This window comes from Rhizobium sp. NZLR10 (assembly GCF_019685125.1).
Taxonomy (GTDB): Bacteria; Pseudomonadota; Alphaproteobacteria; order Rhizobiales; family Rhizobiaceae; genus Rhizobium.
Genome location: NZ_JABDWE010000002.1, coordinates 471,585 through 492,222, shown reverse-complemented (window position 1 = coordinate 492,222; position 20,638 = coordinate 471,585). Strand labels below are relative to the sequence as shown.

Below are 20,638 nucleotides of genomic sequence, written 5' to 3'. Positions count from 1 at the left end.
TGTGGCAGATGCCGGTCGCCTTGACCTCGACCAGCACTTCGCCGGCCTTCGGGCCGTCCAGCTGCACGGTCATCACTTCCAGCGGTTTTCCGGCCTGAACGGCAACGGCGGCGCGAACGTCCATCTTCACAATCTCCCTGGTAATTTATTGGGGCGACCTTGGCACGGTCGGCGAGCCGCGCTCAAGCGAAAACCGGCCGCCGGCCTTTTCCTCTCAGGCGAATTCCATGATCACGGCATCGACGGCCAGGCTTTCGCCGGCGGCGGCATTGATCTTCGAAATGACGAGATCGCGGTCGGCGCGCAGCACGTTTTCCATCTTCATCGCCTCGACGATCGCAAGCGTCTCCCCGGCCTTGACCTCCTGGCCCTCGGCAACCGCGATGGCGACGACGAGGCCGGGCATCGGGCAGAGCAGGAGTTTGGAGGTATCGGGCGGCAGCTTCACCGGCATCAGCTTGTCGAGTTCGGCATGACGCGGCGAAAAGACTTTGGCCGTCACCGAAAGCCCCTGCCAGTCGATGCGCAACCCGTTGAGGAGCGGGCGGATCTGCGCGGTGATATCGCGGCCGCCGACCTTGCCGCTCCAGACGGGATCGCCCGGTCTCCAGTCGGTGACAACGCTGATGCTCTCGCCGTCAATCGCCCCCTCGACCGCCATGTCCATATCGAAAGGGATGGTGACGAGGCCATCGAGCAATCTTGCAGCGACGTAGTTGTCACCGATCTTGACCACCCAGTGCTCGCGCAGCGCGCCCGATGCGGCGCGCAGGCGATCGGCGAAATGCTCGCGCCGGTTCGTCTCGATCAGGCCGGCGGAAAGGGCTATGGCGGCAAGCGTGGCCTCTTCCTTGCGGTCCGGTTTCATCGGCGCGAAACCGTCGGGATATTCCTCGGCGATAAAGCCGGTAGACAGCCGGCCCTCGCGCCAGCGCGGATGTTTCATCAGCGCCGCCAGGAAGGGGACATTGTGCTCGATGCCATCGACGACGAAACCGTCGAGCGCCCGGCCCATGGCCTCGATCGCTTCGACCCGCGTCGGTGCCCAGGTGCAGAGCTTGGCGATCATCGGATCGTAATACATCGAGATCTCGGCTCCTTCGAAGACACCGGTATCGTTGCGGACGACGACATTGCCGGTCCGGCCTTCGGCCGGTGGGCGGTAGCGCGTCAGGCGGCCGATCGACGGCAGGAAGTTGCGGTAGGGGTCTTCGGCATAGAGCCGGCTTTCGATCGCCCAGCCGTCGAGCCTGATGTCTTCCTGGGTGAGGGGAAGTGGCTCCCCCGCTGCGACACGGATCATCTGTTCGACGAGATCGATGCCGGTGACGAGTTCGGTCACGGGATGTTCGACTTGCAGACGGGTGTTCATTTCGAGGAAATAGAAATTGCGGTCGCGGTCGACGATGAATTCGACGGTGCCGGCGCTCTGGTAATCGACCGCTCTCGCCAGCGCCACCGATTGTTCGCCCATCGCCTTGCGGGTTTTTTCGTCGAGGAAGGGCGAGGGCGCCTCTTCTGCCACTTTCTGGTTCCGCCGCTGGATCGAGCATTCGCGCTCGCCGAGATAGACGACGTTGCCATGCGCATCGGCCAGCACCTGGATCTCGATATGGCGCGGCTCGACGATGTATTTCTCGATGAAGACGCGGTTGTCGCCGAAGGAGCTCTTCGCCTCCGAGCGGGCGCGCTCGAAGCCGTCGCGCACCTCGCCATCATTCCAGGCAATGCGCATGCCCTTGCCGCCGCCGCCGGCCGATGCCTTGATCATGACGGGATAACCGATCCCGCCTGATATCACTTCCGCTTGGGCGGCATCCTCGATAACGCTGAGATGGCCGGGCACGGTGGACACGCCGGCGGCATTGGCGAATTTCTTCGATTCGATCTTGTCGCCCATCGCCATGATGGCCTTCGGCTTCGGGCCGATGAAGACGATGCCCTGCTTTTCCAGCTCAGCGCAGAAGGAGGCGCGCTCGGACAGGAAGCCGTAGCCCGGATGCACCGCCTCGGCGCCGGTTGCCTTGCAGGCGGCGACGATCTTTTCGGCAACCAGGTAGCTCTCGGAGGCTGCGGCCGGGCCGATATGAACGGCCTCGTCGGCCATCTCGACATGCAGCGCGTCCCGATCCGCATCCGAATAGACCGCAACGGTCAAAATACCCATGCGGCGCGCGGTCTTGATCACGCGGCAGGCGATTTCGCCGCGATTCGCGATCAGGATTTTCTTGAACATCGAGACTCCACCCAGAAATGCGTTCCGGAGTTTTACGCATAAAACACCGGAACGCACAATCAGGCTTGAGCAGCGTCAGGCGACAGCTGCCTGCGAGACGGGTTCCTCGTCGACGATACGCAGCCAGCGGCTGCGCCGCGGTTCGGCATAGTCGCGCAGCTGGACGGCGGCCATGATGCCGGCCCAGTGCGGATGATTGGCGCCGGGCAGCGTCGCTTGCTCGATCTGCTGGAGCACGCCGTATTCGACCGACGAGACGGGAATGACACCACCTTCGGCGACGCTTCTGAAGATGCGCATGGCAAAATCGACGTCCTGGCGGGTAATGCCCCGGCGATCGACGGCACGCGACAGCTTGTAGCCACCGATATTGTCGGTGATCGCCACACGGAGCTGGTCGAGGGCGAGCGCTCTCAATTCACCCGGGACAACGGTCGAAATCTCCATGACGTGGAGAATGAGCTCGAGTTCCAGCGCCGAGTTGACGACACCGGCGGTCGTGAACATGCGCATGATCCAGGCGACGTTGATTTCATCAAGCGAGCCTTGCGGATAGGTGTAATGGACGATGAAACCGGCGAACTGCTCGACGAAGAAAGCGTTCCAGGCAGCGCATTTCTCAGGGCAGGAATTGTTGAGCGCCAACATCGCCACGACATCGTCGGATGTCCGGATACCCTCCGGAAAAGCATGTTTGCGCAATAGCATTATATCTTCGGCCGTCAGCCGATGCTTGCCGGCCACCACACAGGCCGGAAAAGCGAGACGAAATTCGCTCATGTTTTAGCTCCAGGCTTCATCATGAAGCCGGAGACAGTTTTAGCGCCTGCGAATTGACGATCCCTCAAGAAGAGGAGTTAACCCGACATTCCCGGGGTGAGGAAGATTTTAACGATTGCGCCTGCAGCCGCTCGCGCCAGATGATGAAGAGACCTGATGCGACGATGATGAAGATGCCGATCCATTTGGAAAAGCTGGGGAAATCATTAAACAGCGCGTAGCCGAGAACGGTCGCCGAGATGATCTCGAAGTATTGGAACGGTGCAAGCAGCGACAGTGGTGCGAGGCGGAAAGCCCGGACGATGAGCATATGCGCATATCCCGAAATCGAGCCGAGGACGAGAAGCAGGACAAGACCGAGACCTGAGGCGGGCAGAGAGACGGCAAAATCGGCATTGCCGGAACTGCTTCCGACGAGAAGGGCCGCCGCCATGAAGACCGTTCCGCCGATGCCGGCCATCGTCTGCATGGTCAGCGGCGAATCGGCGTCACCGATGGCGCGGTTGAGGAACAGATAGAGCGAGAACAGAAAAGCGCAGGCGACCGGCAGCAGCGCCTTCAGGCCGAAAATCTCGTAACTCGGCTGAATGACGATCATCGCGCCGCCGAAACCGACGACGATTGCCATCCAGCGCCGCCAGCCGACCTTCTCCCCGAGGAACAGCGCCGACATGGCCGTCAGCATGAAGGGTTCGACGAAATAAATGGCGAAAACGTCGGCAAGCGGCATGTATTTGACGGCGACGAAGAAAAGCAGGCTCGCGCCACCGTGCAGCACGCCGCGCAGCAGGTTCATCCATGGCCGTTTTGCCGAAAGCGCCTTCAGCCCGAAAAGGGCAAAGAGAATCGGCAGGGTGCAGGCGATCTGGAAAAAGAATCGGTAGAAGGTCACCTGGCCCGGCGACATCGCCTCGAAGGTCGCCATGTATTTGGCGATCGCATCCATGATCGGCAGGATCAGCATGGCGCCGGACATGATCGCCATGCCCGGCAGGGAATTTTGATGGGCTGGATGCTCTGTCATGGTGGCCGGTTCTTGGCAGGGATGACGCCATCAACCATGAGAAGGCCGATCGATCAAGCAGAGCAACCGCAAATAGCTTCGAGGTGAAATCCAAATCGTCGCTTAGAAAGCGATTCCCAGAAGGGAAATGGTGCGGTCGAGAAGACTCGAACTTCCACGGGTTGCCCCACAGCGACCTCAACGCTGCGCGTCTACCAATTCCGCCACGACCGCATCGTGGTAGGTGCCGATTTGCGTCGGCGGGGCAGCATGTAGCAAAAGCATTTGGGGTGCACAAGGGCGATATGACAGTTTTTTTCAAAAGCGGTCACAGCATTTGAATTGCCCCCGAAACGGGTCCATATAGCTGTCCTGCCGCCCCCTTTTTTCAGGCATTTCGGGGACAGCGGCAAGGAATGGCCATGCTTCGCACCGATCTCGAATTCTCCATGCTCCCGAATCTCGGCACCCGCCCGGTGCGTTGGCGCATCGCCGATGGCCTCGTTCCCTATGCGGAGGCTGTGGAGACAATGGAGCGCGAGGTGGCGGCGATATCAGATGGCGGCGACGAACTCGTCTGGCTCGTCGAACATCCGCCGCTCTATACCGCCGGCACCAGCGCCAATGCCAGGGATCTCGTCCAGCCAGACCGTTTTCCGGTTTTTGCGACGGGGCGAGGCGGTGAATATACCTATCATGGGCCTGGCCAGCGCGTCGCCTATGTGATGCTCGACCTGAAGCGCAGACGCCAGGACGTGCGCGCCTTCGTCACCGCGCTTGAAGATGTCGTCATCCGCACGCTCGACATGATGAATGTGCGCGGCGAGCGACGTGAAGATCGCGTCGGCGTCTGGGTGCGCCGGCCGCAAAAGCCATTGCTTCCCGATGGGACAATGGCAGAGGACAAGATCGCCGCCCTCGGCATAAGGCTGCGGAAATGGGTGACTTTCCACGGACTGTCGCTCAACGTCGATCCCGATCTCGATCATTTCGGCGGCATCGTGCCCTGCGGGATTTCAGCCTATGGCGTCACCAGCCTCGTCGATCTTGGCTTGCTGGTGATGATGGCTGATGTCGATATCCGGCTGCGCACCGCCTTCGAGGCGGTTTTCGGCGAAACGACGAGCGAAAACTGACCTTTCTCGACGGCAATTTGGTGCCTTTCACCGCCGCTAGATTCTGCAGTGAGGATCGGCAAGGTAAGAACGTCCGCAACGAAAGCTTTAACTTATTATTAGCGCTGCCGCATGTATATGACACCATAATCTCGTGATGCGGAAGTCTTTGCAAATAATGAAAAAACAGGCAGTGGCAAGCTGGTCATTCTTCGACGTGTATTTCGTTCTCGACATTCTCGAGAAAGTCCTCATCGGCTATTTCTTCGCTGCGATCGTCATGCGAATGCTGCCGCAGATGCAGGACAACAGGGCGATTATTGACGGCCTGCTGCTGGTCTCCGAGGCGGCCGCCACCTTCCTTATCCTGACGCGCCGGCCGACGAGAAATGCGTCGCTGCGCCTGTTTGACTGGATGGTCACCGCCATCGGCACGCTCTTCCCGCTGCTCGCCTCACCCTCCGCGACAGAGCCGCTTGCGCCGCTCGCACTCTGCGGCACGGTGTTGGCACTCGGTTTCGTGCTGCAGATATCGGCAAAGCTGTCATTGCGGCGAAGCTTCGGCCTGCTGCCGGCCAATCGCGGTATTAAGATTGGCGGACCCTACAAGTTTGTCCGTCATCCGATGTATGCGGGTTATCTGATGGCACATATCGGATTCTTCATGGCTCATCCGAGCCTTTGGAATTTTGCCATCTATGCAACGGCGCTTGCCGCACAATGTTTCCGCCTCTTGGCGGAGGAGCGTCTGCTCCAGCAGGATCCTGCTTATACGGCCTTCATGGCCACGACCCGCTATCGGCTGGTTCCATTCGTGTTCTAAGACGACAGAGAGCGAAATGAAAAAGAGAAGGGCCGGATTCCGGCCCTTTCTTTTGTTTGGATCAATGCGTCGCGCGGCATGCGTCGGTGCGAGAGGCGCCGCTGTCGGCACCCTTGGTGTGGGAGCCGCTCGGGCCAATCATGCTGTGGCATGGGGGCAGGGCGTTGATGCTCGCCGTTGCGGTCTTGTCGACGGCAGGGGCCGCCATCGCGCTCGGGGCGAAGCCGTCGCTATCATTGGTATAATCGCTGGAATAGGCCGCGGCCTTGCGGTTGGTGTAGTGAACGGGGGCCGGCTTCGACATCGGGCTCTGTGAAAAACCGTCGCTATCGTTGGTATAGTCGTCGGAATATGTCGGCTGGGCGAAGGCAGCGCCTGCAAGGCTGACGGCGAACAGTGACGCGGCAAGGGCAAATTTGATGCGCATGGGTCTATCTCCTCAATCTGTTGTTGAATTTCACAACATAAACTAACCCTCGGCAGCTGCGAGTTCGCGCCCCAATTCAGGCAATTTTGTGATAAATTGACGGCGTGGCCGCGACCTTTTGTCCAAATGAAATCACAGTGTTGTCAATGAAATTGACGTTCTTGTTACACAAGCCGCCTAAGCAAAAGGTCTAAATTGCGATGCAATCTGAAATTGTTAACTTTTGGTAATGTTGGCCGACTGAAATTTTGACAGGGGCGGCCGGGAGGCATCGATGCCTCCCGCGTGACTTCCGTATCTTGGTGCGCGATTAGTCCTCGTTCGGGATATGCGCGTCGACACCGGTCAGCTGCAATTTGTTGCGGACATGGTGGACACCGTCGACCGAAAGCGCACCGAGCTCGACCTTACGGGCGATGCCGATCGTTTCCACCGAACCTTCCAGGGTGACGACGTGTCCGTCGGCATGAACCTCAATGCTATTGATGTCGACCTCGGGAATATTTTCGAGATTGTCGTTAACCCGTGCTTCGAGGTCGTCGCTTTCATCGCGGTCGATGGTATCGGCGCGGAGCGAATCCTTCAAGCGGTTCTCGTTGCCGTCTGCATCCGTGCCGTCGATCCGGAAGCCTTTGTTGGGATCGCTGTCGAAATTTGCCGCGGTCTCGCCATAGGGGCGGTTGGCCGGGTCGGCGCCGGTGGCGTCGGCATAGGGCCAGCCGTCGTCGAGATTGCGTTCCTCGAGGTCGCGATAATCTTCCTCCCGGGAAAGCTCAGGCTTCTCCCGGGAAAACTGGGTCTTGTCACCGATCCTTGCCATTGCAGTCGCTCCTTTTTCGCTGAGGGGGTTTCTCTGCGGGGGGTCTCTGCGGGAAACGCCGGCAGTGGCGAATGGTTCGGTGCAGGTGGCGATTTGTCAGGCTTGATTGTCAGGCTTGATTGTCAGATTGGTGCCTTCTCCCATTTTTTCACGAGACGGTCGCGTTTCAGCCGCGAGAGGCGCTGCAGCCAGAAAATGCCGTCGAGCTGGTCGACCTCGTGCTGGATGCAGATGGCGTGGAAATCTTCGGCTGCTTCCTCGTGCACGATGCCCTCGGCATTCTGGTAACGGAAGCGGATCGCGCGCGGGCGTGTGACCTCTTCAGTGGCGCCGGGCATGGAGACGCTGCCTTCTGCATGGCGCATCGTCTCCTTCGAGAACCAGGTGATCTCCGGGTTGATGTAGAGCCGCACGCCGTCCGTCTTGTCGAGCTCCAGCACAGTAACACGGCTGAAGACGCCGATATGGGCGGCGGTGATGCCGACGCCGGGCGCCGCCCGCATCGTCGCCACCAAGTCGTCGACAAGCGCGGCGAGCGACGAATCGAAGGCTGTCACCGGCGCGCAGACGGTCTTCAGACCAGGATGCTGATAGCGCAGAATCGGACGGAGGGGCATGGGGCAGGCTTTCTTTACTTGGATGGGGCTTGGCCGGGGTTTGGACAGGTGGCGAAACTATCGCCGGCCGTGGGCATTGTCATCAAGAGGCAGGTTTGCGGCTTTACGGCAGGGATGCTTTGGGCTAGCAGAAGCCATGAATCCCACCGCGGAAGCCGCGCGCGGGACTGGCTTATCTGATTGTTGACAATGTGTTTTCGGCCGACATTTGCGAATGTGGCGCTGTAGTCGTTGAAATTCGAACCAGATGCGAGGGCGGCAGATGACGACGACCGATGGGGAAGACCGCATCCGCAGGCGTCCCGAGGACGAGGAAGCCGATATCTACGACGAGGACGGCAATGTCCGCAGCGATTTCCTGGCGCTGGTCGGCGCCGCGATCGCCGACCGCGACACGTTGTTCCTGCGCCAGAATGTTGCCCGCCTGCATGAATCTGAGATAGGAGACCTGCTGGAAGCGATCCAGCCGGATCAGCGCCTGGCGCTGGTGCGCCTGCTTGGCGACGATTTCGACATGACGGCGTTGACCGAGGTCGACGAGGCGATCCGCCGCGAGATCGTCGACCAGATGCCGAACGAGCAGATCGCCGCCGCGATTGGCGATCTCGATTCGGACGATGCCGTCTACATTCTCGAAGATCTCGACAAGGAAGACCGGGAAGAGATCCTCGCTCAGCTGCCGTTTACCGAGCGGGTCAGGCTGCGTCGGGCGCTCGACTATCCCGAAAGCTCGGCCGGGCGCCGCATGCAGACGGAATTCGTCGCTGTGCCGCCGTTCTGGACGGTCGGCCAGACGATCGACTACATGCGCGACGAAGAGGATCTTCCCTATTCCTTCTCGCAGATCTTCGTCATCGATCCGACCTTCAAGCTGCTCGGCGCCGTCGCTCTCGACCAGATCCTGCGTACCAAGCGGCAGACGAAGATCGAGCAGATCATGCGCGAGACCAACCATCCGGTTCCGGCCGAGACGGACCAGGAGGAGGCCGCCCAGCTGTTCGAACAGTATGACCTTCTGTCGGCCGCCGTCGTCGACGAGAACGGCCGGCTGGTCGGCGTGCTGACCATCGACGACGTCGTCGACGTCATCCACGAGGAGGCGGACGAGGACATCAAGCGCCTTGGCGGCGTCGGCGACGAAGAGCTGTCGGACAATGTGCTTTCGACGGCGCGTTCGCGTTTTCTGTGGCTCTTGATCAACCTCGGCACGGCAATGCTGTCGGCCAGCGTCATCGGCCTGTTCGACGCCTCGATCGAGAAGATGATCGCACTTGCGGTGCTGATGCCGATCGTCGCCTCGATGGGCGGCAATGCCGGCACGCAGACGATGACGGTGACGGTGCGCGCGCTCGCCACCCGCGATCTCGACATCTACAATGCCGGCCGCATCATCCGCAGGGAGGCCGGCGTCGGCATCCTCAACGGCATCGTCTTCGCGACGATCATGGGCATGATCGCCGGCACCTGGTTCCACGACTATCAGCTCGGCGGGGTGATCGCGGCGGCGATGATCATCAATCTGATGGCGGCGGCGCTTGCCGGTATTCTGCTGCCGTTGCTGCTCGATAAGGTGGGGGCCGACCCGGCGATCGCGTCGTCGGTCTTCGTGACGACGGTGACCGACTGTACCGGCTTCTTCGCCTTTCTCGGCATCGCCACTTGGTGGTTCGGCATCTGAACGGTCTGATGAAATTGACTATTACGTAAAAGTCAATATTATTGCCGGTTCATGACGGGGAACCCATGCTGGTGAACAAATATTATAGCATAACGGAGCTGACGCGCGAATTCGGGGTCTCGACGCGCACGCTTCGCTTCTACGAAGACGAGGGACTGATTCATCCGGAGCGGCGAGGGCGCACCCGTCTCTTTCGCCAGGCCGACCGACGGCTCATCGGCGAAATTCTGCGCGGCCGGCGCATCGGGTTCACCATCGCAGAGATCCGCGAGATCATCCAGGTCTACAAGGAGCCGCCGGGCGAGCTCGGTCAATTGAAGCTGCTGATGAAACGCGTCGACGAGAAGCGCGACGATCTGCGCCAGAAGCGCAAGGATATCGACGACACGCTGGTGGAACTCGACAATATCGAAGAGGCCTGCCTCGGTCGCCTCGCCGAGATCGGCGTCACCACCTGAGCGGAACGAGACTTATTCCGCTTCGGCGCTGCATTCGGCGGCGATGGTCTGCACCCGCTCGTCATTCTGTATATCGATCGCGCCCCCCTGCAGCGGCGTGAACAGGGCTTGAGCCTGCAATTTCTCCAGCGTGCATTGGCAAAAGCTGTGGCAGAGCGCTTCGCCCTGCTGCATGACGCAAGAGGCGTTGCATTGCTTTAGGTAAGTCGCGACCGGATCCGGCGCCTGCGGCGGGACGACGAGGGAAAGCCCGTAGGCGATGGCGATCAACACCGGCTGGTGAATGAGGTAGAAAGCAAGGCTGTGGCGGCCAAGCCTTGCCGGCCACCATGAACCGGTGCCGATGGCGGCAAGCCGATGCAGCAGTCTGGTTCTGATGCCGATCGAGGCGAAACTCAATCCAGCAAGAAAGGGCGTTGCCCAGGGAAACAGCGGCACATAGTCGTTGGACCGTTCCGGCATCACCGCAAGGCCGATCCAGGCGAGATATCTGGGATCGAAGAAGGATGAGCGAAGCAGGCCGGGTGTGCCGAAATTATCGGTAAGCCAGGCAGCAATGAGCGCCACCGTCGCGACGAGCGTGACGGCGAGCGGCAATCTGATAAAGACGATGCCGATCAGCGTCAGCACCGCGATGCAGTGCAAGATGCCGAAATAGATCCACTCGTTCGGCATCGCGATGCGCGTGGCGATCGAGATGACGGCGGCTCCCGCGGCAATCATGCCGAAACGCTTCCAGAAGGCGGGCCAGCGGACCTCGGGCTTGCTCGAGAGCACCAGGCTGATGCCGACGATGAAGATAAACGTCGTGGCGATCGCCCGGGCATAGATCTTCAGCCAGCCTGTCTCGGCCGTGCCCGGCGCGAGATAGCCCATGAACTCCATATCCCAGCTGAAATGATAGCTCGCCATGGCGATCAGCGCGAGACCGCGCGCCGTGTCCAATAGGCCGATGCGCGGCGGCTTTACCGCCGCATCGGCTTGCGTTGCCGGCAATGTCATTAAAGTCCCTCGGGCAAATCACGTCCGTCGCTCGACGGCATGTCGCGGCCAAACGCGGAAAGGTGGAAATTCGACGGCGGGCCGGCATCCATGATCGCCAACCGCGCCTGCGAAAAGAATTGCCGCCGTGTCAGAACGAAGATGACGATCGCCGTCGTCAGCATGAAGACATAAGGGTTGATGAACCAGCCGAGATAACCGATCGACAGGAAGATCGCCCTGAGGCCTTCGTTGAAATTGCTGCCGGCAATGACATTCATGCGGATGACGCGCTCGGCGGCCCGCTCGGCGGCGATGACGTCGCGTTCGGTATCGCGCAGCATCGGGATCGAGCCGAACAGAATGGTGCAGTAGTTGAACAACCGATAGGACCAGCCGAACTTGAAGAAGGCATAGCCGAACAGCACTGCCAGCCCGCCGACCTTCATCTCGAAGACGGCATGGCCGCCGTGCAAGACGAAGGGCAGGTCGGCGAAGACGGCGTCGACCTTCTCCGTCGCCCCGAGCAGCGCAAAGCAACTGCCCAATGCGAAGATCGAGGTCGAAGCGAAGAAGGCGGTGCCGTTCTGCAGGCCTGCCATGATCTGCGTGTCGATCATCTTCAGGTCGCGGCGCAGCGAGTTATAGATCCATTCTCGCCGCCGTTCGATCATCGCATGGGTGAGGCTGGTGCGTCCGAAGAAGGTGCGGCCATGCAGCAGCCAGGAATAGCCCATCCAGACACCGGCAAAGAAGGCCAGAGCGATATAGTCCGCCGTCGTCATCAGTGATTCAGTCTCCGCATGAGGTGCGGCCACCTTACATATGCATCGAAATGCTGCAATGACTGGTAAGGCGGGCCTCATCGTTTTAGTGTTCAGCCGCAATGTCGCACCGGCTCCATGTGATGTCGGTGTGCCGCACGGATTGAAAACCGGCATCGCTTAAGCTTGCATCCTCGTAATCAGAAGGCGCATCCATGTTTCTCTCGGTATTCGATGTCTTCAAGATCGGTGTCGGGCCGTCGAGCTCGCACACGATGGGTCCGATGTCGGCGGCCAACCGGTTTCTCGACCTGATCCTGTCGGACGAATGGCCGCGCCCATCCGCAGGCGCCCAGGTCGTCGCGATCAAGGTCAGCCTGCACGGCTCGCTTGCCCATACCGGCATCGGCCACGGCACCGGCAGGGCGGTCATTCTCGGCCTGATGGGCGAGGCGCCCGACAGTGTCGATCCCGACAAAATGGACGGCATCGTCGACACGGTGGAGCGCACCGGCCGCATCACGCCGGAGGGGCATCCCGCCTATCAGTTCCAGCCGAAGACAGACCTGATCTTCGACAAGAAACAGCCGCTGCCCGGTCATGCCAACGGCATGGTCTTTTCCGCCTATGACAGGGACGGCCGGCTGCTCGTCAAGCGTATCTATTATTCGGTCGGCGGCGGCTTCGTCGTCACCGACACCGAGCTGGAGCAGATGCGGGCGAAAAAGAACGCGGCCGGCGGCACGCGCGTGCCCTATCCCTTCGCCACCGCAAAACAGATGCTCGAGATGGCGGAGCGCTCAGGGCTGTCGATCGCCCAGATGAAGCGGGCAAACGAGGAGAGCCAGCGCAGCCAGGAAGAGCTCGATCAGGGGCTCGACCGCATCTGGGAGGCGATGCGCTCCTGTATCGAGCGCGGCCTCAAGGTCGATGGCATCATGCCGGGCGGCCTCAACGTCAAGCGCCGTGCCCGCAGGATTCACGACAAGCTGGAGGAGGAGTGGCGCAGCAACCGCGTCAACCCGCTGCTCGCCAACGACTGGCTGAGCGTCTATGCGATGGCCGTCAACGAGGAGAATGCCGCCGGCGGGCGCGTCGTCACGGCGCCGACCAACGGTGCGGCCGGCGTCATCCCGGCGACGATCCGCTACTACGAGCACTTCCACGAGGACTGGGATCAGAACGGCATCCGCGATTACCTGCTGACGGCTGCGGCCATCGGCGGCATCATCAAGCACAATGCCTCGATCTCGGGCGCCGAGGTCGGCTGTCAGGGCGAAGTCGGCTCGGCAGCGGCAATGGCGGCCGCAGGCCTTGCCGCCGTCATGGGCGGCACGCCCGAGCAGATCGAGAACGCCGCCGAGATCGCCCTCGAACATCATCTTGGCATGACCTGCGATCCGGTTGCGGGCCTGGTGCAGGTTCCCTGCATCGAGCGCAACGCACTCGGGGCCGTCAAGGCGGTGACCGCAGCGTCACTCGCTGTCAAGGGCGACGGCCAGCACTTCGTGCCGCTCGATGCCTGTATCGAGACAATGCGCCAGACCGGCCACGACATGAGCGAGAAGTACAAGGAAACCTCGACCGGCGGCCTTGCCGTCAACGTGGTCGAGTGCTGAGTTTGTGGACGCGTGATGCTTCTTGCTTGACGCCCGCTGCCAAAAGGATTTCAACGGCGGCATGGCATTGCATCTCATCAAACTCTGCGTCGGCGCCGACTCGATAGAGGATCTGCGCGAATGGGTGGCGGAACGCTCGCTGCGCGCCATCGCCGCCGGGCTCGAGCCGCATTCGGTGCACACGACGCGCATGGCGCCGAAACGCATGGACGAGCTGCTTGACGGCGGCTCGCTCTATTGGGTGATCAAAGGCCAGGTGCAGGCGCGGCAGAGGCTGCTCGACATCGAGACCTTCACTGACGGCGAGGGTATTTCGCGTTGCCGCCTGATGCTGGGCCCGGAGGTCATCGAGACGGCCGTGCAGCCGAAGCGTCCCTTCCAGGGCTGGCGTTATTACACTGAGGATGACGTGCCGCGCGACCTGATGAGCCTTGGGGCAGGCATTGTCGAAATGCCCGCGGACCTGCGCCGCGAGCTGACGGAACTTGGTCTGCTCTAACGTCTGTCGCCCAAAAACGCGTCCTGGTTCTGGGCTACACTACCAAGCTTCAACGCAGGCGCAGCTGCACCGGCACACTGCCGTCCTGCGAGGTCACATGCAGATGGATGCGGGCCTCGGGCTGGGAATAGCGCCAGGCGCGGGCACCATGGCTAAGCAGCAGATTGATGAGATCGCGGGTCTTTGGAGACTTCGCCTTCGGACGCTGCAGGCCCATTTCGGCCAGCCGCAACGCAGCCTCGTGCAACGGATGCAGCGATGAGCGCCCCTTGGCCGGCATGCGGCGGTCTGAAGGCATTCCCGGAACATTCTCATTGATTGCCATTGTTTTCCCCGTACGCAACACTGATCGAGTTCAAGAACGGTGGCCGGAAACGCAAACACCGATTCCGGCCATTACCGATGCCGCCGGCCATCTTGCCGGCAGCATCGAATAGCTCATTGGGCAGCCGCCCAGCACTTGATTCCGGCCTTCTTCAAGGCCTTGCAGGCATTGACCGCATCGCGCTGGTCATCGAAACCGCCGAAGCGGGCGCGGTAAAGCTGGTCACCGCCGGCGGCATAGGCGACGGCGAAAGGCTTTGCCGAGGCCAGCGCCTTGCCGCCCTTGCTCTTGGCGCTTTCCAGGAGATCCATGGCCATCTGCCGGCTCGGCGAGACGCCGACCTGCACGACCCAGCCGGCCGGGCCATTGTCGGTTGAAGCGGCACTGGTCGAGGTCGGCGTGGTCGAAGCGGTGGTGACGTTATCGACCGCCGTATCGTCCCGTTCCTGCGGCAAGGCAGCGGGTGCCGGTTTCGGCACGGCGAGCGATGCTTGCTGCTTGATGGTCGTGGTCTTGACCTTGGTCGGCGCCGGCATTGGCTGGGCTACCAGCGGGTTGTCGGATTTCGCCTGAGCCGTCTCGACATAAGCGACCTCGGTCTCGGCGACCTGATAACGGGCATCCGGCAGCGGGCCCTTGTGCGGCAGGCTGAGATCGGCGGCAGCGGCCGAAACCGGCGGCTGCGCTGCGGTGATCACCTTGGCCATTTGCGGCTGGGCCTTCTGCTGGACCTTCTGTGGCATGACCGGAGCAGGTGTCTCAATCATCGCCGGGGCAGGGGCCGCCTCTGCGATCAGGGCCGACGACCCGCCGCGGCTCGATGCCTTCGGCAGGTAGGTGGCGATCAGATTGCGCATCTGGGTATCGCGGGCAGGCGTCGAAGCGCCGCCGAGCACGACACCGACGATCGACTTGCCGTCGACCTGCACCGAACTGACCAGATTGAAGCCGGCAGCGCGGGTATAACCGGTTTTGATGCCGTCGACGCCACGCACGGAGCCGACAAGGCGGTTGTGGCTGCGGATCGTGCGGCTGCCGAACTTGAAGGCGCGGGTGGAGAAATAGCCGTAATATTGCGGGAAATGCTGCCGAAGGGCGATGCCGAGGCGGGCCTGGTCGCGCGCCGTCGTCATCTGCGCGGTATTCGGCAGGCCGTTGGCATTGCGATAGGTGGTGCGTGTCATGCCGAGCGCATGCGCCTTGGCGGTCATCAACTGGGCGAAACGATCCTCGCTGCCGCCGCCGAGCATTTCGCCGAGCGCCGTTGCGGCATCATTGGCCGACAGGGTGACGAGGCCGAGAATGCCTTGCTCGACGGTGATCGTGCCGCCGGCGCGAACACCGAGCTTGGTCGGCGCCTGGGCTGCCGCATGAGCGGAGAAGGGAACCGGCGTATCGAGACGGATACGACCCTGCTCCAGTGCCTCGAAGGTCATGTAGATGGTCATCATCTTGGTCAGGGAGGCGGGGTATTGCAGCCGATCGGCATTCTCGCTGTAGAGAACGTTACCGGTCTTGGCGTCGACGACGATGCCTGCATACTTCGAATTCGCCGCCTCAGCTTCGGCGCTTACCGAATCGACCAGGACGATCGTGACGGCCACCGAAAGGATCGCCAGCAGCTTGGCGAAAAAGCTGCCGGATCGGGACGATGGTACGGGGGAGACTGACCTTGACACTATTCCACTCTTCGCTTGCATTTCAGATATTTGGCACTTCAACTATCGGCAGGAACCGCACACCTCCCGCCGTACAGCCCGTCTTCAAAATCTACCGATTGGGCGTTACCAATCCGTTTATGATGAATCGTTTATTTCGCTGTCCGGGGAGCATTTTAGGGACTTGTCGCAGAACGGTTCACAAGACGCGCGTCCACAAAGGTGCGGATAGCGGCATCAATATGGTCCCAGTCGTCGAGATGGCTGCTTGAGAAGCGGTAGAGAACGCTGAGATCCCTGCCAACCTTGATATCGCGCTGACAATCCCCGCTCGAAGCCTTGTCGGGGACGGAAGGCAACAGGCAGCGCACGACGTAATCCGGCCCGCCCTTGACGGGCGCCGTCAGCAGCACCTCGTCGCCGTAACCGGCGTCGGCGCGAAGACGGTGCAGCGTCAGGCCGTCGCGGAAGGGTGCGGCCGGTCCTTCGAGCAGATGCGAATAGATCGGCTCCAGCCGCCCGGACATGTCGCGCGACATTGTGCTCTGGGTAATCTGCAGGAAGATCAGGCCGGAGGATTGGGCGACATCGTCGAATCGAAGGTGGTTTTCCTTGCCGTAGCCCTGCATATCAGGCCAGGCGAGATAGAGATCGACACGCTCGGCCGCACCGTCATGCCTTTGACTCGGGAAGCGGATGGCATTCTCGGGGAATTTCACGGTATCGCGGCCGATGGCCAGCGTGATCTCGACCGTACTGTCGGTGTTGCCGGCAAGCGAGATATGCCGGCCGAACCAACGGCCGCCGATGCTGATGGCAACCGTCAGGACCGCCAGGACGGCAATCACCGCCATCGTGCGGAGCAGAAAGCCCATGGAAAAAAGCGGCTGCTCGTCGGGTGCGCTGCGCGCGGCATGGCTCATGGCGGTTCTTCGTGTTTCGGTCCGCCGCAGGAGGAACATGAGCCGCCGGTGCCGATGATGAGTCTGATCGGCATGATCGGACTGGCACGGTTAATAATTCGCTAAGATTTCAGGGGTGTGGGTCGCCTGGGGACGAATGCCTGTCCCAAAAAAGAGCGAGCCGTTCCCGGGACAGCGGGAACGGCTCTTGGGCGCCGGTCGGGACGGGATGCGGGGACTGACCGGGCGCAGACTATTCTTACTTGACGCTACCAACCGCGACAGTGCGGCCGTCCTGGAGCTTCGACCAGCGGGCCGGATCGTCGGCGGACTGGCGCTTCAGGTAGGTGTATTCGGTATCCGACCACAGCAGCACCTTGTTGCGCATGTTGTCGAGGATGAAGTCGCCGTGATCGGTGCGGACCGTCAGCACGGCATGGCCTTCGCCGTTCGGCTGCAGCACGACGGTGATCAGCGTGTCGGATGGCGAGAAGCCGTCTTCGATCAGCATCTTGCGCTTCAGCAGGGCATAATCCTCACAGTCGCCGACAGTTGTCGGATAGGCCCAGCGTTCTTCGACGCCGTAAATCTGTTCATCCGTCTCCGGCTGGATCGTCGAATTGACGGTGTAATTGACCTTGAGAATTTCTTTCCAGCGATCCTCGGTGAGGATGGTCGGCCCGGCATCGCCGCCGGCAAAGGCACATTCCGTCGGATTCGCCTTGCAGAATTCATAGTGGCCGATCGGCGGGCTGGCATTGCCTGCCAGGGCCATGCTGGCGGGCATCGCCTGGCCCGAACCCGCCATTGCCATCATGAGGGCACCGGCCAGAAGACCGCCTTTCAGGATGTTTGCAGTTGTCATTGCCGTCTCCCCGTAAGTTGAGGCGACAATGACACGGACGTTTTTATCTCACGGAAAATTGCGTAATAGAATTAAATGCTTAGTTGATTCAAATGCCAAGAAAACTTGACTAAAAACAATCTCGAATGCGCCTAAAATTCGACGCGCATTTGTCTCGAAATCGATTAAAATTATAATTCCTGCAACAAGGCTTTTCACCCGCGAAAAGCTTGCATTGCCGTCCTGGCGTTAAGGATTTTCGTTGAGCCGGGTAAAGGCAGATTGCGGTCCTGCGGCGCGCAGCCGGTCGGCAATGCCGGCGGAATCGGCCGATTCGACCCGCTCGAAAGCAGACTGTCGCTCGGATTTCAGATTCCGGCGGAAAAATTATTTTTGATGGAGATGGCGAAATCGATCGGTGGCGGCGACGATCGCGGCGCTCATCGCGGGATTTGCGGTGGAATGGGCAGCATGCGGAAGAATCTGCAGCTCGCTTTGCGGCCAGGCGCGGGCCAGTTCCCAGGCGGTCACCAGCGGGGCCTCGATATCGAACCGTCCCTGCAGCAGGATCGCTGGAATGCCTGTCAGCCGTTCAACGTTGTTCAAAAGCTGGCCGTCCTCCAGCCAGGCGCCATTGGTAAAATAGTGGGTGATGATGCGGGCACGCGTCAGCATATAGGCCGGATCGGCCCAGCGGCGCGGCAGGCCTTCAGGATCGGCGAGCAGGATGGAAGCCGCTTCCCAGTCATGCCAGTCGCGCGCCGCTTTCACGCGCGTCTCGGAGTTGGGATGGTTGAGCAGATGATGATAGGCGGCAACCATGTCCTGATCTTGCCCCTGGCTGCCTGAGCAAGCCGCCTGGCGAAAACGGTGCCATTCTTCCGGGAAAAGCGGCGCCATGCCGCGATAGAGCCAGTCGATTTCCGAGCGCCTTGTGGTGGTCACACCTGCGAGGACGACCGCCGAGACGCGCTGCGGATGGGTTTCGGCATAGGCGAGAGCCAGCGTCGCTCCCCAGGAATTGCCGAAAACGAGCCAGGTGTCGATGCCGAAGAAGACCCGCAGCCGTTCGATATCGGCAACACTATGCCAGGTGGTGTTGAGGGAGAGATCGGTTTCGGGATCGGCAGCGCTCGGCAGGCTGCGGCCGCAATTGCGCTGATCGAACAGAATGATTCGATAGGTGTCCAGATCGAAATGGCGCCGCGCCGTGGTCGAACAGCCGGAGCCAGGCCCGCCATGCAGCACCAACGCCGGACGGCCCGCCGGATTGCCGCAGGCCTCCCAATAGATCAGGTTGCCATCGCTCGTGTCGAGCAGGCCGTGATCATTAGGGTTCGATTTTCGGATAGAGAGCTGCCATCGTTCTGCCTGTCGCAGGTTGTTCCACTCATAACCTTTACTAGAAGATAGGTTGGAACCACTTGCGACAGGATGTTCTGCTTGCTTTCCAAAGCCAGATTGGTCTCCGCTTGCAGATCTGTTGCGGTGAAGCCCAGGCGTTTCAACACGACCTGACCGGGTGCGGCCCGGACCTGCCATCATCTTCAGCGGAGTCCGTCAGGACATTGCACCCACCACGAAGAGCGGCGGCAACGTCGCGGTCTGTTAGAGGAATTCGCGCAGCGTGTCGCGGGACTGGATCGACAGGAATTCGATCGCCACACCTTCGACGAAATGGCGGACGACGCGACCGCGCATGTTGCCGAGCCGCACAGCCGTTCCAATCGACGGGCGCATCTCGACGTCGACGGCAGCGCCCGACAGCGAAAGGTCCATGATGCGGCAGGTATAACGTGTGCCGTCTTCGAGCGTCAGCTCGGTATTCGTGTCGCGTGGCGTCAGGCGGTCATGGCGACGGTCTTCCGGCAGGCCGAGTTCGTGCTTGTTGGCAAGCCAGGTGAGCTGGGCGGCGAGCTTCTCGCGCTTCCGCTCGGTGGCATTGATCGACATGGTGAAGCCGCGGCCATCGAGCGTCTGGACATAACCTTCGACGCGGCCGAGATGGTCAATATAGGCGACGACACGTTCGTTGGTGCGTGGCCGACCGAGGCAGGTGACGTACATATCGCCAGGCGACATGTCGATCACTATGCATTCGAACTCCTCGTAATTCGCAAGCATCAGCCGGCCCTGCATATTGATGGGCACGCGCTGAAAAACGCCCTGTTCAGGGCGCGGCGCAGGTCTTTGCGTCTGAGCTGGCTGGAACGAGTGCATCAAATGGCTTCTTCATCAAAATCGCAGAGACTGATCTTTACCCGCAATCCCTTAACAGAAGGTTGTTTGGCCTCATTCGGACATAGCGGAAAACGAGTATCCGCTATGTCCTGAAACGAAACGGTCAGTGCGCCTCCGCACTCAGCAGCTGCGACACCATGCGGCGCATGACCTGCCCGAAGCCGAGGCTTTTGCCGGCAACGATTTCGTTGATGGGGCGTTGTTCAGCTGGTGTGGCCGTGCCGAATTTTCCGGGCAGCAGTCGGCTGCGGTCGAGCGCCAGGAATTCCAGCGGCACGATCTCCAGCCAGCTCGCAGCCGCCGTGGGTGCGATCCCGCCGAGTAGCCGATCGCAGGCGCCGCCCGGCGAGCGCAGTGGCATCATGATGATCTCGAAGGAGGCCTGATGACCGACGGTGCTGTAGCCCGTCGCATTGAACAGGGCTGGCATGGTATGGTCCATCACACCCATTGCCGTGCGTTCGATGTCGGCGTGCTGGCCGTTTGCCCAGAGCGAGGCGAAACGTTCACCACGCAGATCCCGCCCAAACAGATCGCAGATGCGGGTGCCGGCGAGCCGGAAGCCGATGTCACCTCCCTCGCGCGTCTCGAGAATAAACAGGCTTTGGAGCAGATGGGGTACGGCGGAGGGTTCGACCTGCTGTTTCAGCGGCGCATCGGCAGCGCCGCGGATACGGTTCCAGTAGTCAAAAATCTCGATGGTCGTTTGCACACGCATTTTACACCAACCTGTCCCATTCCGGATCATTTTCGGGCAATCATTGCCCCGACAGGCTCTACCTTGCGGATTTCATGCCAAACCGCGGCGGTTAAGGTTAAGAAACGGTTTCGGTTGAGATGCTGTGCCC

General features: G+C 60.9%; 20 protein-coding genes, 1 tRNA gene and 2 pseudogenes. 6 read left to right on the top strand and 17 right to left on the bottom strand.

Going from position 1 to position 20,638, the window contains the following annotated elements; genetic code table 11:
• From HJB82_RS05650 to HJB82_RS05630, 5 genes and pseudogenes are all read right to left on the bottom strand, one after another.
• A pseudogene (locus tag HJB82_RS05650) lies at positions 1 to 124 on the bottom strand (S-(hydroxymethyl)glutathione dehydrogenase); the annotation flags it as partial.
• 90 nt (positions 125 to 214) lie between these two features.
• A complete protein-coding gene (locus HJB82_RS05645; RefSeq protein WP_207580575.1) occupies positions 215 to 2,236 on the bottom strand; it encodes an acetyl/propionyl/methylcrotonyl-CoA carboxylase subunit alpha in 2,022 nt (673 codons plus the stop codon).
• 75 nt (positions 2,237 to 2,311) lie between these two features.
• Positions 2,312 to 3,016 (bottom strand): hypothetical protein, encoded by a 705-nt coding sequence (locus tag HJB82_RS05640; protein WP_207580574.1) that lies wholly within the window; start codon positions 3,014 to 3,016, stop codon positions 2,312 to 2,314.
• Positions 3,017 to 3,080: 64 nt separating this feature from the next.
• Entirely contained in the window at positions 3,081 to 4,040 is a 960-nt protein-coding gene (locus tag HJB82_RS05635) for a DMT family transporter (RefSeq protein ID WP_207580573.1), read from the bottom strand.
• Positions 4,041 to 4,168: 128 nt separating this feature from the next.
• Positions 4,169 to 4,253: transfer RNA gene (locus tag HJB82_RS05630), tRNA-Leu, on the bottom strand.
• A gap of 182 nt (positions 4,254 to 4,435) precedes the next feature.
• On the opposite strand from HJB82_RS05630, the gene lipB reads away from it, so the two are divergent.
• Complete coding sequence (gene lipB / locus HJB82_RS05625; protein ID WP_207580572.1) at positions 4,436 to 5,155, top strand: lipoyl(octanoyl) transferase LipB; 720 nt, start codon at positions 4,436 to 4,438, stop codon at positions 5,153 to 5,155.
• A 157-nt stretch (positions 5,156 to 5,312) separates the two neighbouring features.
• The gene (locus HJB82_RS05620) at positions 5,313 to 5,957 is read left to right on the top strand and encodes an isoprenylcysteine carboxylmethyltransferase family protein (protein ID WP_207580571.1); all 645 of its coding nucleotides are present in this window, start codon (positions 5,313 to 5,315) and stop codon (positions 5,955 to 5,957) included.
• A gap of 61 nt (positions 5,958 to 6,018) precedes the next feature.
• Here HJB82_RS05620 and HJB82_RS05615 read toward each other — a convergent pair whose 3' ends face one another.
• From HJB82_RS05615 to HJB82_RS05605, 3 genes are all read right to left on the bottom strand, one after another.
• On the bottom strand, positions 6,019 to 6,384 hold the full coding sequence (locus HJB82_RS05615) for a hypothetical protein (RefSeq protein WP_207580570.1): 366 nt from the start codon (positions 6,382 to 6,384) through the stop codon (positions 6,019 to 6,021).
• Positions 6,385 to 6,694: 310 nt separating this feature from the next.
• Complete coding sequence (locus HJB82_RS05610; RefSeq protein WP_207580569.1) at positions 6,695 to 7,204, bottom strand: BON domain-containing protein; 510 nt, start codon at positions 7,202 to 7,204, stop codon at positions 6,695 to 6,697.
• A gap of 122 nt (positions 7,205 to 7,326) precedes the next feature.
• Positions 7,327 to 7,821: a peptide deformylase gene (locus HJB82_RS05605; RefSeq protein WP_207580568.1), complete on the bottom strand. Its 495-nt coding sequence runs from the start codon at positions 7,819 to 7,821 to the stop codon at positions 7,327 to 7,329.
• Between the two features lie 262 nt (positions 7,822 to 8,083).
• Between HJB82_RS05605 and mgtE the strand changes: the two genes are divergently transcribed.
• Positions 8,084 to 9,499, top strand: a complete 1,416-nt coding sequence (gene mgtE / locus HJB82_RS05600) for a magnesium transporter (protein ID WP_207580567.1) — start codon at positions 8,084 to 8,086, stop codon at positions 9,497 to 9,499.
• Between the two features lie 65 nt (positions 9,500 to 9,564).
• Positions 9,565 to 9,957 carry a MerR family DNA-binding transcriptional regulator gene (locus HJB82_RS05595; RefSeq protein ID WP_037073057.1) on the top strand — a complete coding sequence of 131 codons (393 nt, stop codon included), beginning with the start codon at positions 9,565 to 9,567 and terminating at the stop codon, positions 9,955 to 9,957.
• A gap of 12 nt (positions 9,958 to 9,969) precedes the next feature.
• On the opposite strand, the gene HJB82_RS05590 is transcribed toward HJB82_RS05595, so the two are convergent.
• Both HJB82_RS05590 and HJB82_RS05585 read right to left on the bottom strand, forming a co-directional pair.
• Positions 9,970 to 10,959, bottom strand: a complete 990-nt coding sequence (locus HJB82_RS05590) for a heparan-alpha-glucosaminide N-acetyltransferase (RefSeq protein ID WP_221139675.1) — start codon at positions 10,957 to 10,959, stop codon at positions 9,970 to 9,972.
• A complete protein-coding gene (locus tag HJB82_RS05585) occupies positions 10,959 to 11,723 on the bottom strand; it encodes a DUF599 domain-containing protein (protein WP_221139674.1) in 765 nt (254 codons plus the stop codon). Before HJB82_RS05585 ends, HJB82_RS05590 begins: the two co-directional genes overlap by 1 nt.
• A gap of 194 nt (positions 11,724 to 11,917) precedes the next feature.
• On the opposite strand from HJB82_RS05585, the gene HJB82_RS05580 reads away from it, so the two are divergent.
• Both HJB82_RS05580 and HJB82_RS05575 read left to right on the top strand, forming a co-directional pair.
• A complete protein-coding gene (locus HJB82_RS05580) occupies positions 11,918 to 13,321 on the top strand; it encodes an L-serine ammonia-lyase (RefSeq protein WP_221139673.1) in 1,404 nt (467 codons plus the stop codon).
• Positions 13,322 to 13,382: 61 nt separating this feature from the next.
• Entirely contained in the window at positions 13,383 to 13,820 is a 438-nt protein-coding gene (locus tag HJB82_RS05575; protein ID WP_221132649.1) for a DUF1489 family protein, read from the top strand.
• A gap of 49 nt (positions 13,821 to 13,869) precedes the next feature.
• On the opposite strand, the gene HJB82_RS05570 is transcribed toward HJB82_RS05575, so the two are convergent.
• The 7 genes and pseudogenes from HJB82_RS05570 to HJB82_RS05540 all read right to left on the bottom strand — a co-directional run bounded on the left by HJB82_RS05570 (position 13,870) and on the right by HJB82_RS05540 (position 20,538).
• Positions 13,870 to 14,145, bottom strand: coding sequence for a hypothetical protein (locus HJB82_RS05570; RefSeq protein ID WP_164014607.1), 276 nt, complete (start codon positions 14,143 to 14,145; stop codon positions 13,870 to 13,872).
• A 113-nt stretch (positions 14,146 to 14,258) separates the two neighbouring features.
• Positions 14,259 to 15,845, bottom strand: coding sequence for a serine hydrolase (locus HJB82_RS05565; RefSeq protein WP_207580562.1), 1,587 nt, complete (start codon positions 15,843 to 15,845; stop codon positions 14,259 to 14,261).
• Positions 15,846 to 15,979: 134 nt separating this feature from the next.
• The gene (locus HJB82_RS05560) at positions 15,980 to 16,765 is read right to left on the bottom strand and encodes a hypothetical protein (protein WP_207580561.1); all 786 of its coding nucleotides are present in this window, start codon (positions 16,763 to 16,765) and stop codon (positions 15,980 to 15,982) included.
• Positions 16,766 to 16,964: 199 nt separating this feature from the next.
• The gene (locus HJB82_RS05555; RefSeq protein ID WP_207580560.1) at positions 16,965 to 17,570 is read right to left on the bottom strand and encodes a transglutaminase-like cysteine peptidase; all 606 of its coding nucleotides are present in this window, start codon (positions 17,568 to 17,570) and stop codon (positions 16,965 to 16,967) included.
• A 366-nt stretch (positions 17,571 to 17,936) separates the two neighbouring features.
• Positions 17,937 to 18,912, bottom strand: a pseudogene (gene pip / locus HJB82_RS05550) (prolyl aminopeptidase).
• A gap of 245 nt (positions 18,913 to 19,157) precedes the next feature.
• Complete coding sequence (locus HJB82_RS05545) at positions 19,158 to 19,769, bottom strand: PilZ domain-containing protein (protein ID WP_207580559.1); 612 nt, start codon at positions 19,767 to 19,769, stop codon at positions 19,158 to 19,160.
• Between the two features lie 124 nt (positions 19,770 to 19,893).
• Complete coding sequence (locus HJB82_RS05540; protein ID WP_221116016.1) at positions 19,894 to 20,538, bottom strand: PAS domain-containing protein; 645 nt, start codon at positions 20,536 to 20,538, stop codon at positions 19,894 to 19,896.
• Positions 20,539 to 20,638: the final 100 nt, after the last annotated feature.

Bases quoted from the DNA above. Each gene is read 5' to 3' on its own strand.
- HJB82_RS05645 (WP_207580575.1), bottom strand. From the start codon at position 2,236: ATGTTCAAGAAAATCCTGATCGCGAATCGCGGCGAAATCGCCTGCCGC.
- HJB82_RS05640 (WP_207580574.1), bottom strand. From the start codon at position 3,016: ATGAGCGAATTTCGTCTCGCTTTTCCGGCCTGTGTGGTGGCCGGCAAG.
- HJB82_RS05635 (WP_207580573.1), bottom strand. From the start codon at position 4,040: ATGACAGAGCATCCAGCCCATCAAAATTCCCTGCCGGGCATGGCGATC.
- lipB (WP_207580572.1), top strand. From the start codon at position 4,436: ATGGCCATGCTTCGCACCGATCTCGAATTCTCCATGCTCCCGAATCTC.
- HJB82_RS05620 (WP_207580571.1), top strand. From the start codon at position 5,313: ATGAAAAAACAGGCAGTGGCAAGCTGGTCATTCTTCGACGTGTATTTC.
- HJB82_RS05615 (WP_207580570.1), bottom strand. From the start codon at position 6,384: ATGCGCATCAAATTTGCCCTTGCCGCGTCACTGTTCGCCGTCAGCCTT.
- HJB82_RS05610 (WP_207580569.1), bottom strand. From the start codon at position 7,204: ATGGCAAGGATCGGTGACAAGACCCAGTTTTCCCGGGAGAAGCCTGAG.
- HJB82_RS05605 (WP_207580568.1), bottom strand. From the start codon at position 7,821: ATGCCCCTCCGTCCGATTCTGCGCTATCAGCATCCTGGTCTGAAGACC.
- mgtE (WP_207580567.1), top strand. From the start codon at position 8,084: ATGACGACGACCGATGGGGAAGACCGCATCCGCAGGCGTCCCGAGGAC.
- HJB82_RS05595 (WP_037073057.1), top strand. From the start codon at position 9,565: ATGCTGGTGAACAAATATTATAGCATAACGGAGCTGACGCGCGAATTC.
- HJB82_RS05590 (WP_221139675.1), bottom strand. From the start codon at position 10,959: ATGACATTGCCGGCAACGCAAGCCGATGCGGCGGTAAAGCCGCCGCGC.
- HJB82_RS05585 (WP_221139674.1), bottom strand. From the start codon at position 11,723: ATGACGACGGCGGACTATATCGCTCTGGCCTTCTTTGCCGGTGTCTGG.
- HJB82_RS05580 (WP_221139673.1), top strand. From the start codon at position 11,918: ATGTTTCTCTCGGTATTCGATGTCTTCAAGATCGGTGTCGGGCCGTCG.
- HJB82_RS05575 (WP_221132649.1), top strand. From the start codon at position 13,383: ATGGCATTGCATCTCATCAAACTCTGCGTCGGCGCCGACTCGATAGAG.
- HJB82_RS05570 (WP_164014607.1), bottom strand. From the start codon at position 14,145: ATGGCAATCAATGAGAATGTTCCGGGAATGCCTTCAGACCGCCGCATG.
- HJB82_RS05565 (WP_207580562.1), bottom strand. From the start codon at position 15,845: ATGCAAGCGAAGAGTGGAATAGTGTCAAGGTCAGTCTCCCCCGTACCA.
- HJB82_RS05560 (WP_207580561.1), bottom strand. From the start codon at position 16,765: ATGTTCCTCCTGCGGCGGACCGAAACACGAAGAACCGCCATGAGCCAT.
- HJB82_RS05555 (WP_207580560.1), bottom strand. From the start codon at position 17,570: ATGACAACTGCAAACATCCTGAAAGGCGGTCTTCTGGCCGGTGCCCTC.
- HJB82_RS05545 (WP_207580559.1), bottom strand. From the start codon at position 19,769: ATGCACTCGTTCCAGCCAGCTCAGACGCAAAGACCTGCGCCGCGCCCT.
- HJB82_RS05540 (WP_221116016.1), bottom strand. From the start codon at position 20,538: ATGATCCGGAATGGGACAGGTTGGTGTAAAATGCGTGTGCAAACGACC.